The 16,473-nt window shown below is 47.7% G+C and carries 12 protein-coding genes and 1 riboswitch; of the genes, 10 read left to right on the top strand and 2 right to left on the bottom strand.

The window, feature by feature from the left end:
• Positions 1–30 precede the first annotated feature (30 nt).
• A riboswitch (NiCo riboswitch) is annotated at positions 31–115 on the top strand.
• 101 nt (positions 116–216) lie between these two features.
• Together DW739_RS04460 and DW739_RS04450 are read left to right on the top strand one after the other, a co-directional pair.
• Positions 217–1,107, top strand: coding sequence for a cation diffusion facilitator family transporter (locus DW739_RS04460; protein WP_022359193.1), 891 nt, complete (start codon positions 217–219; stop codon positions 1,105–1,107).
• Positions 1,108–1,515: 408 nt separating this feature from the next.
• On the top strand, positions 1,516–2,877 hold the full coding sequence (locus DW739_RS04450; RefSeq protein ID WP_118522156.1) for a L,D-transpeptidase family protein: 1,362 nt from the start codon (positions 1,516–1,518) through the stop codon (positions 2,875–2,877).
• Positions 2,878–3,320: 443 nt separating this feature from the next.
• On the opposite strand, the gene DW739_RS04445 is transcribed toward DW739_RS04450, so the two are convergent.
• Entirely contained in the window at positions 3,321–3,944 is a 624-nt protein-coding gene (locus DW739_RS04445) for a hypothetical protein (protein WP_118482364.1), read from the bottom strand.
• A 539-nt stretch (positions 3,945–4,483) separates the two neighbouring features.
• On the opposite strand from DW739_RS04445, the gene pruA reads away from it, so the two are divergent.
• The 8 genes from pruA to DW739_RS04405 all read left to right on the top strand — a co-directional run bounded on the left by pruA (position 4,484) and on the right by DW739_RS04405 (position 14,680).
• On the top strand, positions 4,484–6,109 hold the full coding sequence (pruA, locus tag DW739_RS04440; RefSeq protein ID WP_118491810.1) for an L-glutamate gamma-semialdehyde dehydrogenase: 1,626 nt from the start codon (positions 4,484–4,486) through the stop codon (positions 6,107–6,109).
• A gap of 659 nt (positions 6,110–6,768) precedes the next feature.
• Positions 6,769–8,157: a dihydrofolate reductase gene (locus DW739_RS15335; protein ID WP_333549855.1), complete on the top strand. Its 1,389-nt coding sequence runs from the start codon at positions 6,769–6,771 to the stop codon at positions 8,155–8,157.
• A gap of 91 nt (positions 8,158–8,248) precedes the next feature.
• Positions 8,249–9,139: a sulfide/dihydroorotate dehydrogenase-like FAD/NAD-binding protein gene (locus DW739_RS04430; protein WP_022359686.1), complete on the top strand. Its 891-nt coding sequence runs from the start codon at positions 8,249–8,251 to the stop codon at positions 9,137–9,139.
• Positions 9,139–10,536, top strand: a complete 1,398-nt coding sequence (gene gltA / locus DW739_RS04425; RefSeq protein WP_107000348.1) for an NADPH-dependent glutamate synthase — start codon at positions 9,139–9,141, stop codon at positions 10,534–10,536. Before DW739_RS04430 ends, gltA begins: the two co-directional genes overlap by 1 nt.
• 20 nt (positions 10,537–10,556) lie before the next feature.
• On the top strand, positions 10,557–11,903 hold the full coding sequence (locus DW739_RS04420) for an MATE family efflux transporter (protein ID WP_333490941.1): 1,347 nt from the start codon (positions 10,557–10,559) through the stop codon (positions 11,901–11,903).
• Positions 11,904–12,017: 114 nt separating this feature from the next.
• The gene (locus tag DW739_RS04415) at positions 12,018–12,710 is read left to right on the top strand and encodes a hypothetical protein (protein ID WP_022359683.1); all 693 of its coding nucleotides are present in this window, start codon (positions 12,018–12,020) and stop codon (positions 12,708–12,710) included.
• Between the two features lie 174 nt (positions 12,711–12,884).
• Entirely contained in the window at positions 12,885–13,895 is a 1,011-nt protein-coding gene (locus DW739_RS04410) for a GGGtGRT protein (protein ID WP_107000346.1), read from the top strand.
• 461 nt (positions 13,896–14,356) lie between these two features.
• Positions 14,357–14,680: a DUF3870 domain-containing protein gene (locus DW739_RS04405; RefSeq protein ID WP_022359681.1), complete on the top strand. Its 324-nt coding sequence runs from the start codon at positions 14,357–14,359 to the stop codon at positions 14,678–14,680.
• Positions 14,681–14,829: 149 nt separating this feature from the next.
• Here DW739_RS04405 and DW739_RS04400 read toward each other — a convergent pair whose 3' ends face one another.
• Positions 14,830–16,236, bottom strand: a complete 1,407-nt coding sequence (locus DW739_RS04400; protein WP_117796354.1) for an amidophosphoribosyltransferase — start codon at positions 16,234–16,236, stop codon at positions 14,830–14,832.
• Between the last annotated feature and the right edge of the window lie 237 nt (positions 16,237–16,473).

Here is a 16,473-nt window from a genome sequence, read left to right as displayed (position 1 = left end):
TCATAAACTCTTTGCACTGCATATCAAACTACAGTACAAACTGAGCAGACCGTGAATATCATGGGGTCGGGTCGCAGAAGCGACAGTGGAAGTTAGTTTCATCCACGGGACAGTAGTTACTCATACTGGTTCGTGGGTGTTTTTTTATACTTTTTTATGGGTTTGCAGCACCCACCTATCGTTAGTGCCATGAGATATTTTTTGGAGGTAACGAATATGAAACAGAATGATTTTCAGAAGGTGGCAAATCAAGTGTCTTTTGTAACGATAGTAGTGAACATCCTTTTGGCGTTTATGAAGCTGTTAGCCGGCGTGTTCGCACATTCGAATGCGATGATCAGTGACAGTATCCATTCGGCGTCCGATGTGTTCAGCACGATGATTGTGGTGATTGGAATTAAGCTGTCGTCCAAACAGCCGGACAAGGAGCACCCGTATGGACATGAGCGGATGGAGTGTGTGGCTGCGATTGTCCTCTCGATGGTTCTCTTTATGACAGGTCTGGGGATTGGCGTGGAGGCGCTTACGGACGTGCTCAAGGGAGAATACAGTCACCTGCAGGTACCGGGGATGCTGGCGCTGGCAGCGGCTGTTATATCCATTGTCAGTAAAGAAGCGATGTACTGGTACACCCGATATTATGCGAAAAAGATTGATTCCAGCGCACTGATGGCAGATGCATGGCATCACCGTTCCGATGCGTTTTCCTCGATCGGTGCGCTGGTCGGAATCGTGGGCGCGAGAATGGGATTTCCGGTCATGGATCCGATCGCGAGCCTGGTTATTTTCGTCTTTATCGTGAAAGCGGCGTATGAGATTTTTAAAGATGCGATGGATAAAATGGTCGATCATTCCTGTGATGAGAAGACCGAAGAACAGCTGCGCGCCTGCGTTCTTCAGAATCCAGATGTTGCGCGGATTGACCTGCTTCAGACGCGGATCTTTGGCAATAAAATTTATGCGGACATTGAGATTGAGGTAGATGGTTCCATGCCGCTGCGGGAGGCGCACAAGATTGCCGAGGTGGTGCATAACAGCATTGAAAAGACATTTCCGAAGGTAAAACACATTATGGTGCATGTCAATCCGGAAATTGACCGGAAATAGAAAGAAGGACTGCCGCAGACTGGCATATTTCCTTTTAAGCAGACCAAGATAACAATAAAAATCTTGTTTACTTAGAAGAGGGCATGCCAGATGCGGCGGTCCTTTTGGCGCTTTTGGGAACATGAAAATTTTAAACATTTTTAAGGACGTCCTGAAAGTTATACTTCCCATTTGCAATGAATACCATCATACTGCAAAATGGAAAAACTGCAATCATGAATATGGAAAAAATGAAAGAAAAAAGGAACCGTTAAGAAATTCTTACGAATTGGATCTTTTGACGATCTTTTTTAGAATCGGTCTGGACTTTTTTTCCGACTCTGCTATAATAAGGATTCAGAATCCATACATGCAGGTCGCAGCCGGATGGCGCGGCAGAGAGGTTTGTGAAAAATGAAAAATAAAAGTATGAGTATACTTAAAATGACTGGTGCGGCAGCTGCACTAGTGCTGATGTTTGCACAGCCAGTACTGGCAGATGGCAGTTTTGCAAATGGAACAAGTGTAAATGGCGTCGCAGTCGGCGGAATGAGCAACGAGGAAGCGAAGGCAAAGCTGGAGCAGAATTACGGTTCTTATAAATTAACGATTAAAGAACGTGGAGGCAAGACAGAAGAGATCACCGCAGCGGAGATCGGCTATAAAGTAGTGATTACAAATGAGCTGCAGGCAGCGATTGACCAGCAGGCAGCAGGGGTAGCTGGAGCAGGAGCGCTGACGATCGCGATGCCGCTTTCCTGCGATCAGACGATGCTTGCAAACCGCATTGCTTCCTTAAATTGTATGTCAGATAGTGTAGCACCGACGGTAGATGCCCATATATCCGCCTGGGAAGAAGGAAAAGATTTCACGATTGTTCCGGAAGTAAAGGGAGAATCTGTGGATAAGGCAAAGGTACAGACGGCGATCAATGCGGCGATCGCCTCCGGCATGACAGAGATCGATCTGGAAGCATTGGGATGTTACACACCGCTCCAGGTGACTTCCGGCGATGCATCCTTAAAAGCACTCTGCGCCCAGATGAACCAGGCTAAAAATGCGACCATCACCTTCCATATCGGTGATGCGACCGAGACACTGTCCGGTACTGAATATGTCAGCTGGTATACAGGCGGCGAGAATGGTGTCATTACTGTAGACCGCGATAAGGCAGCTGCTTACATCAAGGCGCTGGCAGCGAAATACGACACAGCTGGAACTACCCGTACTTTCCATACCACTTCCGGAAAAGAGGTAGCCTTGACAGGCCCTTATGGATGGAAGATTGACCAGACTGCAGAGACAGACAACCTGGTTCTGATGGCGCAGACAGGTATCAATCAGGAACGTGAAGTCCAGTTCTCCCAGCAGGCAGCCAGCCATTCAGACGCAGACTGGGGCAATACCTACGCAGAAGTTGATTTCGGCGCCCAGCATGTATATATGTACGAAAACGGCGCCCTGACTTGGGATGCTCCGTGCGTAACCGGAAACGTATCCAAAAACTACACAACCCCGGAAGGTATTTACAGCCTGACCTACAAGCAGGCCGACCGCGTTCTGCGCGGCGCCAAACGGGCAGACGGCACATATGAATATGAAAGTCACGTAGACTATTGGATGCCATTCAACGGCGGCATCGGTTTCCATGACGCAAGCTGGAGAAGTAAATTCGGCGGAACCATCTACCAGTATTCCGGCAGCCACGGCTGCATCAATCTGCCGGTTGATAAAGCAAAACTTCTCTACGAGAAAGTATACAAGGGAATGCCAGTTCTCTGCCACAACTAAACGTCTATTCTAATTGCTCATTCAGCAATTAGAAGAAGGACTAGCAGTGACGGCATTACTTTATTAGATAATAAGATAAGACAGTAGATGTCAGCTAAAATCATAAACACAATACTGTCATAAAAAAAGATCCTACGTCGTCATCCAGCCGCATTCATGCGCTGGATGACACCAGGATCTTAAATTTTACCAAGTTATCATCCAATAAACAGGAGAAAAAGCCGCCCGGGCAAAAATGAAATTTTCGAGACTGTGGATTTACTTGGCAGATTCGGATTTGATGTTGAAAGAAACCGCAACAAACTTGCTTTGTGAGGATTTCTTTCTGTTTTTAATCAAACCGAAGATGCCTAGAAAATCCCAGTCCTCGAAACCTGATCATTTTTGCCCGGGCGGCTTTTTCTCCGTCCCATCCACGACAATCAAATTATTTAGCTATCTATTTATTTCCCTTCCCCAATAATCAATTCTTCCCCATACGGCAAAGTCTTGATCCAGTCACAGAATGTATGCCACTCCGCCAGCTTATGATCCTTTCTGGCATAATAAATATTAATCAGTGTCTCATAATTAAACGAACAAGTCCGCATCTGATTATAACTGCTCGGCAGCAGCTGGATCATATCATACCAGTCATCCTTATTCTTTGTCTCCAGATAACGCAGGCGGATTTCCTCCAGCTTGGCGACAACTGTTTCCATAAATGCGCGTGTTCCGGCTGTCATGTGGTCGCAGCTGAAATCGTCCATCGAAAACGGTTTGCTGGCGATTTTGTGCATCGTGCTGGTTGAATTGGCGACGGTCGCTACTTTATAAGTATCATATTCTTTCCACCAGTAGAGAGGTGCGGTCACATCGACTGAGACAAATACCTGGCGCAGAAACTTGCGGTGGTCGCTGCCTGCTTTGCGGAGACGTTTCGCAAGGTCGAGATCATTCGGTCCCAGTTTATATTTGCCATTCTCATCATAAAAGCTGTCCATCCGTCCCCAGCTGTTCATCGGATTGCGGGCACCGCGCATGGCATTTTCCAGATTCATGACGCTGGTACGTTCTAATTTAAGCATAATCAAACTCCTTTTTCATATAAGTGAATTATTTTCAGGATAAACTCACTTTTGTGAGTTGTTTCAGGCGGGATCAGTATACCACAAAAACCATGTCCCGTAAACAAAGCATAAAAAAACATACAGAATTACAAGAATCGATAGTTACTGTTCCCGGGTGGGCACTTTTGGAAGCGAAAGTGCCGTAAGAAAACGTGGTGGCAGCAGGAATTTGCCGTATTTAAATGCGAAGCCACGGCAAATTCCGTTACTGGGCACGTATGCGTGAACAGTAAGATCGATAAAAATTACAATCCAAAACAGAATACAGGAAAAAGCAAAGATATTATGCGATATGCACAGAAAAACATAATGAAAATATGTATTTTTAAATATGAAATAGTATTGACACAAAATGAAAAACGTGCTAATATTTAGCCATAGAAATTCATTAATATGAAAAATAACAAGAAAGAGTTAGATTTAATGAAAATAAAGCGAGAAAAGTTTTCATATCATAATCACGAATGAGACAAAATGTCAAAAAGGAGAGATGAACAATGAGCAATGGATATTTCAAAGTAGAGATGCCGAAAAATGAGCCGGTAAAAGCATATCTTCCAGGAAGCCCGGAGAGAGCCAGCTTAAAGAAAGAACTGGAGCGCCAGTCCGCACAGGTTGTTCAGGTTCCGATGATCATCGGTGGTAAGGAAGTTTGGACAGAGAGAAAAACCAAAGCAGTTATGCCGCATGACCATGCTCATGTAATCGCAGAAGCAGCTTCCGGCGGTGAGAAAGAGTTAAAGGATGCAATCGCAGCGGCTCTGGCAGCTAGAAAAGCATGGACCGAGATGCCGATGGAACACCGCGTATCTATCTTTTTAAAAGCAGCTGATTTAATCGCTGGTCCGATGAGAGATAAAGTAAATGCAGCTACCATGTTAGGACAGAGCAAGACCGCATATCAGGCTGAGATTGATACCTGCGAGCTGATTGATTTCCTTCGTTTCAACGTATACTACTTACAGCAGATTTATGACAGACAGCCGAACAACACACCGAATGTTTGGAACCGCATCGAGTACCGTCCACTGGAAGGTTTCGTAACCGCGATTTCCCCATTCAACTTCACATCCATCGGTGCTAACCTTCCGACCGCTCCGGCGATCGCAGGTAACGTAGTTCTCTGGAAACCGGCTACCACAGCAGTTCTTTCCAACTACTATGTAATGCAGGCCCTGATGGCTGCAGGACTTCCGGCAGGTGTTATCAACTTCGTACCGAGCCGTGGTTCTGACATGAGCAAGTACGTATTAAGCGATCCGAATCTGGCAGGATTCCATTTCACAGGTTCTACCGAAGTATTCAGCGGTGTTTACTCCTTAGTAGGCGAGAACATCAAGAAATACAAAACATATCCGCGTCTGGTTGGCGAGACTGGTGGAAAGGACTTCATCTTTGCTCACAATTCCGCAGATGTACCGGGTCTGGTAGCAGCTCTGACAAGAGCATCCTACGAGTATCAGGGACAGAAGTGCTCCGCAGCTTCCCGTGCATTTGTTCCGGCAAGCATCTGGCCGCAGGTTAAAGAGGGTATGCTGGCAGAGATTGAGAAGATTAAAATTGGCGATATAACCGATTTCAGAAACCTGATGGGCGCTGTTATCGATGCATCCGCATTCAAGACCAACAAAGAGTACATCGACTATGCAAAAGCATCCGAGGATGCAGAAGTTATCTGCGGCGGATACGATGATTCCAAGGGATATTTCATATATCCGACCCTGATTGAGGCTAAGAAGCCAGATTTCAAGACTATGGTAGAGGAAATTTTTGGACCGGTTATGACCGTATATGTATATCCGGATGACAAACTGGATGAGACTCTGGCAAGCTGCGATACCGCAACGTCCTATGGTCTGTCCGGAGCAATCTTTGCAGATGGCCGAGAAGCTATCGTTAAGATGGAAGATGCACTTAAAGGAACAGCCGGAAACTTCTACATCAACGACAAGCCGACCGGTGCAGTTATCGGCCAGCAGCCGTTCGGTGGTGCAAGAGCATCCGGAACCAACGACAAAGCCGGCAGCGAGATCAACATGTATCGCTGGTTAAGCCCGAGAACCATCAAAGAACTCAGAGTACCGTGCCTGGATGTAACATATCCGTACATGGTTGAGGCATAAGCAGTGCAAAGCAGGGCAGTAAGACAGGAACGTTGTGCTTGCCCATAAGGAACTGTCTTGCTGGACTGATTTATAGGGCGCAGCCCGTCCAGCGAAAAAGCGCAGCTTTTTTGAGCTGGGGCACTGAGCACGCTGAAGCCACTGAGCATGCTGGGGCGCAGCTCTTCCCCATAATTTACTAAATTAAAACCAACCACCCAGAGGATCGGCGCTGATCCGGAATCTGTGTAACGAAACACACGATTTCATATCGGTGCCGATCCTTTTTATAATTTAGAAAATCTGTCCGAGTATCCCAGCCACACCCGCTCAGATATTGTTCCGTTTGTTTGGAATGAAATTGCGGCATTCTGTTATTAAAAATCCCATTATGTTACTGCTCACACATGTGTGCCCAGCAACGGGATTTTGCCGATGCTGCGCATTCCAAATCGGCAAAATCTGCTGCGAGAACTGTATCGTACGGAATTTTCAGTTCAGAAAATTCCTATTTGTGAACAGTTACCCTATTATTCCTTACATTCATCTGATTTGAACCAGTCCTTGTATTTTTCATAAAGATCCAGTAAAATCAAATACGAAATATGGATTTGAGGATTTGTTTTTGTTCAAATTTTCTCGGTTCGATTTTAAATTCAAACAAAAAGGATGAGAAAGCAATGACGGTGATCGATGTATCTGGCTGCGGAAGCGGTGCGGTGTTTTTGATAAAGGGAAAAGCCAATCTCCTGTTCGAGGCGGGGATGGCGTATGCTGCCGATCAGATGGTGGAAAATATAAAAAGAGAACTAGGCGATGCAGAGTTAGACGCGGTTCTTTTATCCCATTCCCATTATGATCATGTAGCGGGGCTTCCGGCGGTGCGGAAAGCATGGCCGGGGGTGAAAACATATGCTTCCGAGCGCGCAAAAGAAATTTTAGTGAAACCGGGCGCTTTGAAGACGATCCGGCGTCTAAGCGGCGAGGCGGCAGAAGCGGCGGGGCTTCCATGGGATTCGGAATATGACGATGCAGATTTACAGATTGATGTATCGCTGGAGGACGGTGAGACGATCGAACTGGGCGACCATACGATCTACGCGTTTGCGACGATCGGCCACACGAAATGTTCCATGTCTTACCTGATTGACGATGAGTTGATGCTGTGCAGTGAAACGGTAGGCGTCATGGGGCATGATGGGAGTTATATGCCGTCGTTTCTGGTAGACTATAAGGCGGCAGAAGAATCCATCGAGTATTCATCGGAATTGGATGCAAAAGAGATTATTTTAAACCACTATGGCTTTGTCAGTGAAGCGGATAAGGCGACGATCTGGGATGTCCTGATGCAGAAGCTTCGTGACAGCCGTGATGCAATGATTGATATTATGAACCGGTTCCCGGAAGAAGAGACGGCGCTTCGGGAGATGGAGCGCGTGTTCCATTCTCATGTAGATAAGAAAGAACAGCCAGACGAGGCATTCTATATCAATGCGGCGAGCATGATGAAGACACTCAAAAGACAGTTTCCGGAACGGTTTCCGAGACATTTTCAGCTGATTGCGGCAGTGGATCGGAACTGGGGTATCGGCAATAAAGGGCAGATGCTGACGGTGATCCCGGCGGATCAGAAATTATTCCGGCAGGAAACGATGGGAAAAATCATCGTGATGGGCTATAAAACGTTTCTGACTTTCCCGGCTCAGCGACCGCTGGATGGCAGAATCAACCTGATTTTGACAAAAAAGAAGGCTCTGAGCGTAAAGGGGGCAGAGATCTGCCACAGTGTCGAGGAGGCGCTGGTGCGGATTGACGAGCTGAAACAGGAAAAACATCTGACAGATGTAGATGTCGTCATCATCGGCGGCGAGTCGATTTACCGGCAGTTCCTTCCGTTCTGCGACACAGCGCAGATCACCTGGATTGATTTTTCCTATGTGGCAGACACACATATGGTTGATCTGGAGAAAGAAGGCTGGGAACTGGTAAGACGAAGCGGCGAGCAGACATTTTTCAATTTGTGCTATGAATTCAGGGAATATCGGAAGCTGGAAAAGGAATCGCTCTAAGGTTGTCAAAAATAGGACAAAGTGGTAAAATAATTGAGAATTCTGAAAAGTCAAACAATAAAATGTTCATATAACTGTAAGGAGGAATAGAATGTACCCGATTTTAAAAGCTGAAAAACTGGCAGATAAGATTTATCTGATGGTTGTAGAAGCACCGCGTGTAGCGCGTGCATGTGAGCCGGGCGAATTTGTCATCGTCAAGATGGGCGAAGAGGGCGAGAGAATCCCGCTGACTATTTGTGATTTTGATCGTCAGGCAGGAACGATCACGATCGTATTCCAGACCGTGGGAGCTTCTACCGAGAAGATGAGCACCCTCAAGGCTGGGGATGCATTCCATGATTTCGTAGGACCGCTTGGAAATCCGTCCGAGTTTATCCATGAGGATGTAGAAGAGCTGAAAAAGAAGAAATACCTCTTCGTAGCCGGCGGTGTCGGTGCGGCTCCGGTTTATCCGCAGGTAAAATGGATGCATGAGCACGGCATTGATGTAGATGTTATCGTAGGTTCTAAGACCAAAGATCTGCTGATCCTGACCGAGGAGATGGAGAAGGCAGCCGGAAACCTTTACATCACAACCGATGATGGCAGCTTTGGCATTAAAGGTATGGTTACAGGTGTCATCGAGGATTTAGTTGAAAAACAGGGACGCAAGTACGATGTCTGTGTTGCAATCGGACCGATGATCATGATGAAATTTGTCTGCCTGCTGACGAAAAAACTGGAGATTCCGACGATTGTCAGCCTGAACCCGATCATGGTAGATGGAACCGGTATGTGTGGTGCCTGTCGTGTCACCGTAGGCGACCAGGTCAAATTTGCCTGCGTAGACGGACCGGAGTTTGATGGACATCTTGTTAATTTTGACGAGGCGATGGAACGTCAGAGAATTTATAAGACTCAGGAAGGCAGAGCGATGCTGCGCTTGAAAGAGGGCGATACTCATCACGGCGGATGCGGACAGTGCGGAGGTGACAAATAATGGAAGCAAAGAGAGATATGATGAAAAAGGTGCCGGTCAGAGAGCAGGATCCGAAGGTACGTGCGACTAATTTTAAAGAGGTATGTCTCGGCTATAATATGGAAGAAGCAGTTGCGGAGTCTGAGAGATGTCTGAACTGTAAAAATGCAAAATGTATCGCTGGATGCCCGGTTTCCATCAATATTCCGGCGTTTATCCAGGAAGTAAAAGCGGGAAATATTGAGGAGGCAGCGAAAGTCATCGCACTTTCTTCGGCACTTCCGGCAGTCTGTGGACGTGTCTGCCCACAGGAATCCCAGTGTGAGGGACAGTGTGTGCGCGGTATCAAGGGCGAGGCGGTTTCCATTGGTAAACTTGAGCGCTTCGTGGCAGACTGGTCCCGTGAGCATGGTTTTGTACCGGCAGCGCCGGAGAAGACAAACGGAAAGAAAGTAGCAGTCATCGGTTCCGGTCCTGCAGGTCTGACCTGTGCAGGCGATCTGGCAAAACTGGGCTATGAAGTAACCATTTTCGAGGCACTTCATGAGCCGGGCGGAGTATTGACCTACGGCATTCCGGAGTTCCGTCTTCCGAAGGACGGCGTTGTACAGCCGGAGATCGAGAATGTCCGCAAGCTGGGCGTTAAGATTGAGACAAACGTAGTTATCGGAAAATCTATCACAATCGACGAACTGATGGATGAAGAAGGTTTCCAGGCAGTATTCATCGGTTCTGGCGCCGGACTTCCGAAGTTCATGGGTATTCCGGGTGAAAATGCCAACGGCGTATTTTCTGCGAATGAGTACCTGACCAGAAATAACCTGATGAAGGCATTCCGCGATGATTATGACACACCGATCATGGAATCAAAGAAGGTAGTCGTAGTCGGCGGCGGAAACGTAGCGATGGATGCGGCAAGAACGGCTCTGCGTCTCGGTGCAGAAGTTCATATTGTATATAGAAGAAGTGAGAAAGAGCTTCCGGCACGTGTGGAGGAAGTACATCACGCAAAAGAGGAGGGCATCCATTTTGACCTTCTGACCAACCCGGTTGAGATTCTCGAGGATGAGAACGGATGGGTCAAAGGCATCGTATGCCGCCGTATGGAGCTTGGCGAGCCGGATGAATCTGGAAGAAGACGTCCGGTTGAGGTGGTCGGTTCTGATTTCACGATCGATGCAGATACCGTTATCATGGCGCTGGGTACTTCCCCGAACCCGCTGATTTCCAATACAACCAAAGGTCTGGAGATCAACCGCTGGAGATGTATCGTGGCGGATGAGAGCAATGGAAAGACAACGAAAGAGGGCGTTTACGCCGGAGGCGACGCAGTGACTGGCGCGGCTACGGTTATTCTCGCGATGGAAGCCGGACGAGCAGGTGCAAGAGGCATCGACGAGTATCTTTCTGCAAAATAATGAAATCTCATCATGTAGATTTGCTGAATGAAGCAATCGCCCCGGCACTGACCCGACTGGCTCTTCCGATCATGGCGACTTCTCTGGTTCAGATGCTTTACAATCTGACCGATATGGCGTGGATCGGACGCCTCGGGGCAGGTGCCGTCACAGCGGTGGGATCGGCAGGTATGTATACCTGGTTTTCCCAGGGATTTGCGATTTTGGCGAGAACGGGCGGTCAGGTAAAGACCGCCCATTGTCTTGGTGCGGGAGAAAATGACAGTGCGGCGCAGTATGCGAGAGGTGCGCTGCAGCTGGGGATTTTGTTTGCCGTGCTGTATGGGCTGGTTTCGCTCTTTGGAGCCAGTCGGTTAATTGGATTTTTTAAATTAAACAGCCCGGAGGTGATTGCACAGGCAGAATGGTATGTGCGGATCGCCTGTGGGCTTGTGATCTTTTCTTATCTAAATGCGATCTTGACAGGACTTTTGACGGCGGCGGGAAACAGCCGGACACCGTTTATCGTCAATGTGGCGGGGCTTGTCTTCAATGTTGTGCTGGATCCGGTGCTGATCTTTGGAATCGGACCATTTCCGGAACTGGGAGTCAGCGGAGCAGCGGCTGCGACGGTCACGGCACAGGCGCTCGTAAGCCTCCTGTTTTTCAAGGCAGTCCTGCGGGAAAAGGTGCTGTTTCCGCATCTGCGTCTCTGGGTGCTGGTTCCAGTGAAGGTTTGGAGGGAGATCGTGCGGATCGGTGTGCCGTCGGCGGTGCAGAACCTGATTTACGCAGGAATTTCGATGATTCTGACCCGCCTTATCACCGGATGGGGTGATCTGGCAGTGGCGGCACAGCGTGTTGGCAGTCAGATTGAATCCGTTTCCTGGATGGTCGGAGATGGCTTTTCGGCGGCAGTCAATGCATTCCTCGGACAGAATTATGGGGCGAAGCGGTATGACCGTGTGCGCCGCGGCTATTTCTGTGCGATCGCGATGACGGCGGCGTGGGGACTCTGCACGACATTTTTGCTGATCGGAATGGCGCGTCCGCTGTTCTCGATCTTTTTGCAGGAAGAAGAGGTCATGGCGCTCGGCGTCAATTACCTGCGGATCGTGGGACTGAGCCAGATGTTTATGATGGTGGAACAGACCTCGATCGGTGCGTTTTCCGGTCTGGGGCGGACGCTGTATCCGTCGATCGTCAGCGTGACCTTTACCTCCGCGCGCATCCCAGTGGCGGTGTTGTTGTCCTCTGTGATGGGACTTAGCGGTATCTGGTGGGCGTTAAGTATTTCCAGCATGGTAAAGGGATGTATTCTGTTCGTTAGTTTTGTCGTGTTTTTGTATGTTTTTTTGGAGAGAAAGAAAGATGAGAAAACCGTCTGAAAAGTTACAAAAAACATATGGACGAATTGAGAATTTCGTGAGATAATAGGGACAGGATTGATGTGATAAAATTAACAAAGTACAAAATCCAATCATTTCGAAAGGAGTCTTACAATGATTTATTCACAAGAAGTAGAAAATATGTGTCCAGTAGCCCAGGGCGTAAATCACGGCGCTGCTCCGATCCCGGAGGAAGCAAAGTGGGTTAAGTCCAAAGAAGTAAAGGATATTTCCGGTTTAACACACGGTGTTGGCTGGTGTGCGCCGCAGCAGGGTGCTTGTAAGCTGACCCTGAATGTTAAGGAAGGTATCATTCAGGAAGCTCTGGTAGAGACGATCGGATGTTCTGGTATGACCCATTCTGCAGCGATGGCAGCAGAGATTCTTCCGGGAAGAACCGTACTGGAAGCATTAAATACAGACCTTGTCTGTGATGCAATCAACACCGCCATGCGTGAGCTGTTCCTCCAGATCGCATATGGCAGAACGCAGAGTGCGTTTTCTGAAGAGGGGCTTCCGATTGGTGCCGGCCTTGAAGACCTTGGAAAAGGACTCCGCTCTCAGGTAGGTACGATGTACGGAACTCTGAAAAAAGGTCCGCGTTACCTTGAGATGGCAGAAGGCTATGTAACAGGAATTGCACTGGATGAAGAAGATCAGATCATTGGTTACCAGTTTGTAAACTTAGGTAAGATGACCGACTTCATCAAGAAGGGCGACGATCCGACCACTGCATATGAGAAGGCAAAAGGTCAGTACGGCCGTGTAGACGATGCAGTTAAGATTATCGATCCGAGACAGGAATAATTGTTATTGTACATAGATAGGAATTTTCTGAACTGAAAATTCCGTACGATACATTTCTGACATCGGAGTTTGCCGATTTGGAATGCGAAGCATCGGCAAAATTGCGTTGCTGGGCACGTATGCGTGAACAGTAACAAATAATCACAGGGTACATAGTTAAGGAGGAACATCACAATGGCATTATTTGAATCATACGAGAGACGAATTGACAAGATCAATTCCGTATTAAATAGCTATGGCATTGCTTCGATCGAAGAAGCTGAGAAGATCACGAAGGATGCCGGACTGGATGTATACGATCAGGTAAAGAAGATCCAGCCAATCTGTTTTGAAAATGCGTGCTGGGCTTACACGGTAGGCGCGGCAATCGCAATCAAGAAAGGCTGCCGCAGAGCTGCCGATGCGGCGGCAGCGATCGGCGAGGGACTGCAGGCATTCTGTATTCCGGGTTCCGTAGCAGATCAGCGTAAAGTAGGTCTGGGACATGGAAACTTAGGTAAGATGCTTCTGGAAGAAGAGACCGACTGCTTCTGCTTCCTGGCAGGTCATGAGTCCTTTGCAGCCGCAGAGGGTGCGATCGGTATCGCAGAGAAAGCAAACAAAGTCCGTAAAAAACCGCTTCGCGTTATCTTAAACGGTCTTGGCAAAGATGCGGCTCAGATCATTTCCCGTATCAACGGCTTTACATATGTAGAGACAGAGATGGATTATTACACAGGCGAAGTGAAAGAACTGTGGAGAAAATCTTACTCCAAGGGACTTCGTGCGAAAGTAAACTGTTATGGTGCAAATGACGTTACCGAGGGTGTAGCGATCATGTGGAAAGAGGGCGTAGACGTTTCCATCACCGGTAACTCCACCAATCCGACCCGTTTCCAGCATCCGGTAGCAGGTACATATAAGAAGGAATGCGTAGAGAAAGGCAAGAAATACTTCTCCGTAGCATCCGGCGGCGGTACAGGACGTACCCTTCACCCGGATAACATGGCAGCAGGTCCGGCTTCTTACGGTATGACTGATACCATGGGACGTATGCACTCCGATGCACAGTTCGCAGGATCTTCCTCCGTACCGGCTCACGTAGAGATGATGGGTCTGATCGGTATGGGTAATAACCCGATGGTTGGCGCTACTGTGGCGGTTGCAGTTTCGATTGAGGAAGCAGCTACAGCTGGAAAATTCTAAAAAATATTGATTTTTCAAGGGTTTTAAGGGTGGTTAGATGTGGTAAAAAGCAGTAAAAAGTACATCATTTGTTAATTACTTGTTAACTATTTGTTAACCATACTTGTTAACCTAAGAAGAGTGGGAAAAGGGGTCGATTTCGATCCCTTTTCTCGTGAGAGCGTTTGGTTCCTTTTATGATGTATTGTAATCCTAGTTACTGTTCACGGGTAGGCACTTTTGGAACCGAAAGTGCCGTAAGAAAACGTGGTGGCAGCAGGAATTTGCCGTATTTAAATGCGAAGCCACGGCAAATTCCGTTACTGGGCACGTATGCGTGAACAGTAACTAATCCTACATATTTTATATGGTTCCGAGGAAGCGTAGCTTGTACCTTTCCTAAGAACATGGTATCATAAAACCAGTATATGGATGAAACTGCTTTTATCAGGGCAGTTTCGAAGAAAAGGGGAAACGATATAATGTATAAGGATGATACGATTCTGGTTGTAGGTCAGGCGAAACCGAGCAAGGAGGACGCGATTTACAGCCTGCACGGCGAGTTTTATGTGAGTTTTGTAGTAGAACGGGCGACGGGAAAGATTCTTGATCTGGAGTGCAATACGATTTTGTCGGTGACGCGCAATTTTGTTGTGTCGATGCTGCTTGGAAAGAGTTTGAAAACGGATTTGGACGAGATGCAGCAGAGTATCCGGGAAAGGTATTTTGCACTGACTCAGAAGCCGCTCATTGCCTGTCTGAAGGACGCACATAACCGTTATATGATGGTGACAGGGCAGAAGTGATGTGGGTATTGGCGGTGTGCTTGTATAAACTATAAAGGCACGGTGCTGATAAAACGATTGGCAGAGAATTAACAGAATAAAGATGGCAGCTCATCAGCAGAAATTGATGGGCTGCCATTTTGGTTATCATAGAAACGTATTCTACAACATTATTCTTTTCCGTTCCAGCAATACGTACACAGCTTGCACGGTTCCAGACCAATCGACTCGATTAAATCGTCGAGGCGGTGGAACTGCAGGGAGGTAAAGTTTAAGCGTTTACGGATTTCTTCGACCATTTCCTTATAATTCTGGCTGTCTGGGTTTGCATAATCATCCAGAAGCTCCGGGGAAACATTGTCGCCCTCACGGTCGCGGATGATGCGGCGTGTGATGAGGTCCAGCTCGGAATTGGAGCGGGAGAAGTTCAGATATTTACATCCAAACAGCAGCGGCGGACAAGCCGGACGGATATGTACTGCTTTGGCACCGCTCTGATACAGAAATTCGGTTGTTTCGCCGAGCTGGGTGCCGCGGACGATGGAATCGTCGATTAAGAGCAGACTCTTGTCGCGGATCAGGGCGTCTACCGGGATCAGCTTCATACGTGCGATCAGGTTTCTCTGGCTCTGGGTGGTCGGCATGAAGGAACGCGGCCAGGTTGGGGTATATTTAATGAATGGACGGGCAAATGGAATGCCGGATTCATTGGCGTAGCCGACTGCATGCGCGATACCGGAATCGGGGATTCCGGCTACCAGATCGGCGTCGGACTGATCGCGTTTGGCAAGCATACGACCGCAGTGGTACCGCATTTCCTCGACGTTGATTCCTTCGTAGCAGGAGGTCGGATAACCGTAGTAAACCCACAAGAAAGAACAGATTTTCATTTCCTTGCGAGCCGGGCTGAGTACCTCTACGCCGTCGGCGTTCATGCGGACGATCTCGCCCGGTCCCAGTTCTTTGTAGTCCGTGTATCCAAGGTTGATGTATGCAAAGCTTTCAAAGGAAACACAGAACGCACCATCTTTGCGTCCGATGATCGCCGGGGTACGTCCGAGGCGGTCACGGGAGATATAGATGCCCTCCGGGGTCAGCAGGAGAATGGTCATGGAACCCTTGATTTTTTCCTGTGCCAGTTTCAGACCTTCAACAAGGGAATCTGCCTGACTGATGATGGCGCCGACCAGCTCGGTTGCATTGATCTTGCCGCCGCTCATTTCCATGAAATGAATATGCCCGTTCTTAAATGCTTCCTGAATCAGCTCTTTTTCATTATTGATCTTGCCGACTGTGGTAATGGCATAGCTTCCTAAGTGCGACTGAATTAACAGAGGCTGCGGTTCCATATCTGAGATACAGCCGATGCCCATGTTACCCTGCATTTCATCGACATCGTGCTCAAATTTTGTACGGAACGGGGAATTCTCGATATTGTGGATAGAACGGCTGAAACCGTTTTCTCCATAAACCGCCATACCACCGCGTCGTGTTCCCAGATGGGAATGATAGTCCGTACCAAAAAAAAGATCCAGTGTACAGTTTGTTTTTGATGTGACACCAAAAAATCCGCCCATTTGTTACTTCCTTTCAACTCTTTTGTCAATAAACTCCATGTGTTACGTTGCACGCGTTGTGATGCGTAACGACATCATTTTTATCATAGCATATATTAGGTGTATTACACAATATGAAATATTTATTAAAAATACTTATGAATATTCTTTGGAGCTGTTTACAGGCAGGCACATTTGGGATCGAAAGCGTCATAAGAGAACGTGGAGGTAGCAGGAATTTGCCGTATTTAAATGCGA

Source organism: Clostridium sp. AM28-20LB (assembly GCF_003480665.1).
GTDB classification, from domain to species: domain Bacteria; phylum Bacillota; class Clostridia; order Lachnospirales; family Lachnospiraceae; genus Otoolea; species Otoolea fessa.
The sequence above is the reverse complement of the archived record's forward strand: the minus strand, read 5'-3'. Positions and strand labels throughout refer to the sequence as shown.

Bases quoted from the DNA above. Each gene is read 5' to 3' on its own strand.
- DW739_RS04460 (WP_022359193.1), top strand. From the start codon at position 217: ATGAAACAGAATGATTTTCAGAAGGTGGCAAATCAAGTGTCTTTTGTA.
- DW739_RS04450 (WP_118522156.1), top strand. From the start codon at position 1,516: ATGAGTATACTTAAAATGACTGGTGCGGCAGCTGCACTAGTGCTGATG.
- DW739_RS04445 (WP_118482364.1), bottom strand. From the start codon at position 3,944: ATGCTTAAATTAGAACGTACCAGCGTCATGAATCTGGAAAATGCCATG.
- pruA (WP_118491810.1), top strand. From the start codon at position 4,484: ATGAGCAATGGATATTTCAAAGTAGAGATGCCGAAAAATGAGCCGGTA.
- DW739_RS15335 (WP_333549855.1), top strand. From the start codon at position 6,769: ATGACGGTGATCGATGTATCTGGCTGCGGAAGCGGTGCGGTGTTTTTG.
- DW739_RS04430 (WP_022359686.1), top strand. From the start codon at position 8,249: ATGTACCCGATTTTAAAAGCTGAAAAACTGGCAGATAAGATTTATCTG.
- gltA (WP_107000348.1), top strand. From the start codon at position 9,139: ATGGAAGCAAAGAGAGATATGATGAAAAAGGTGCCGGTCAGAGAGCAG.
- DW739_RS04415 (WP_022359683.1), top strand. From the start codon at position 12,018: ATGATTTATTCACAAGAAGTAGAAAATATGTGTCCAGTAGCCCAGGGC.
- DW739_RS04410 (WP_107000346.1), top strand. From the start codon at position 12,885: ATGGCATTATTTGAATCATACGAGAGACGAATTGACAAGATCAATTCC.
- DW739_RS04405 (WP_022359681.1), top strand. From the start codon at position 14,357: ATGTATAAGGATGATACGATTCTGGTTGTAGGTCAGGCGAAACCGAGC.
- DW739_RS04400 (WP_117796354.1), bottom strand. From the start codon at position 16,236: ATGGGCGGATTTTTTGGTGTCACATCAAAAACAAACTGTACACTGGAT.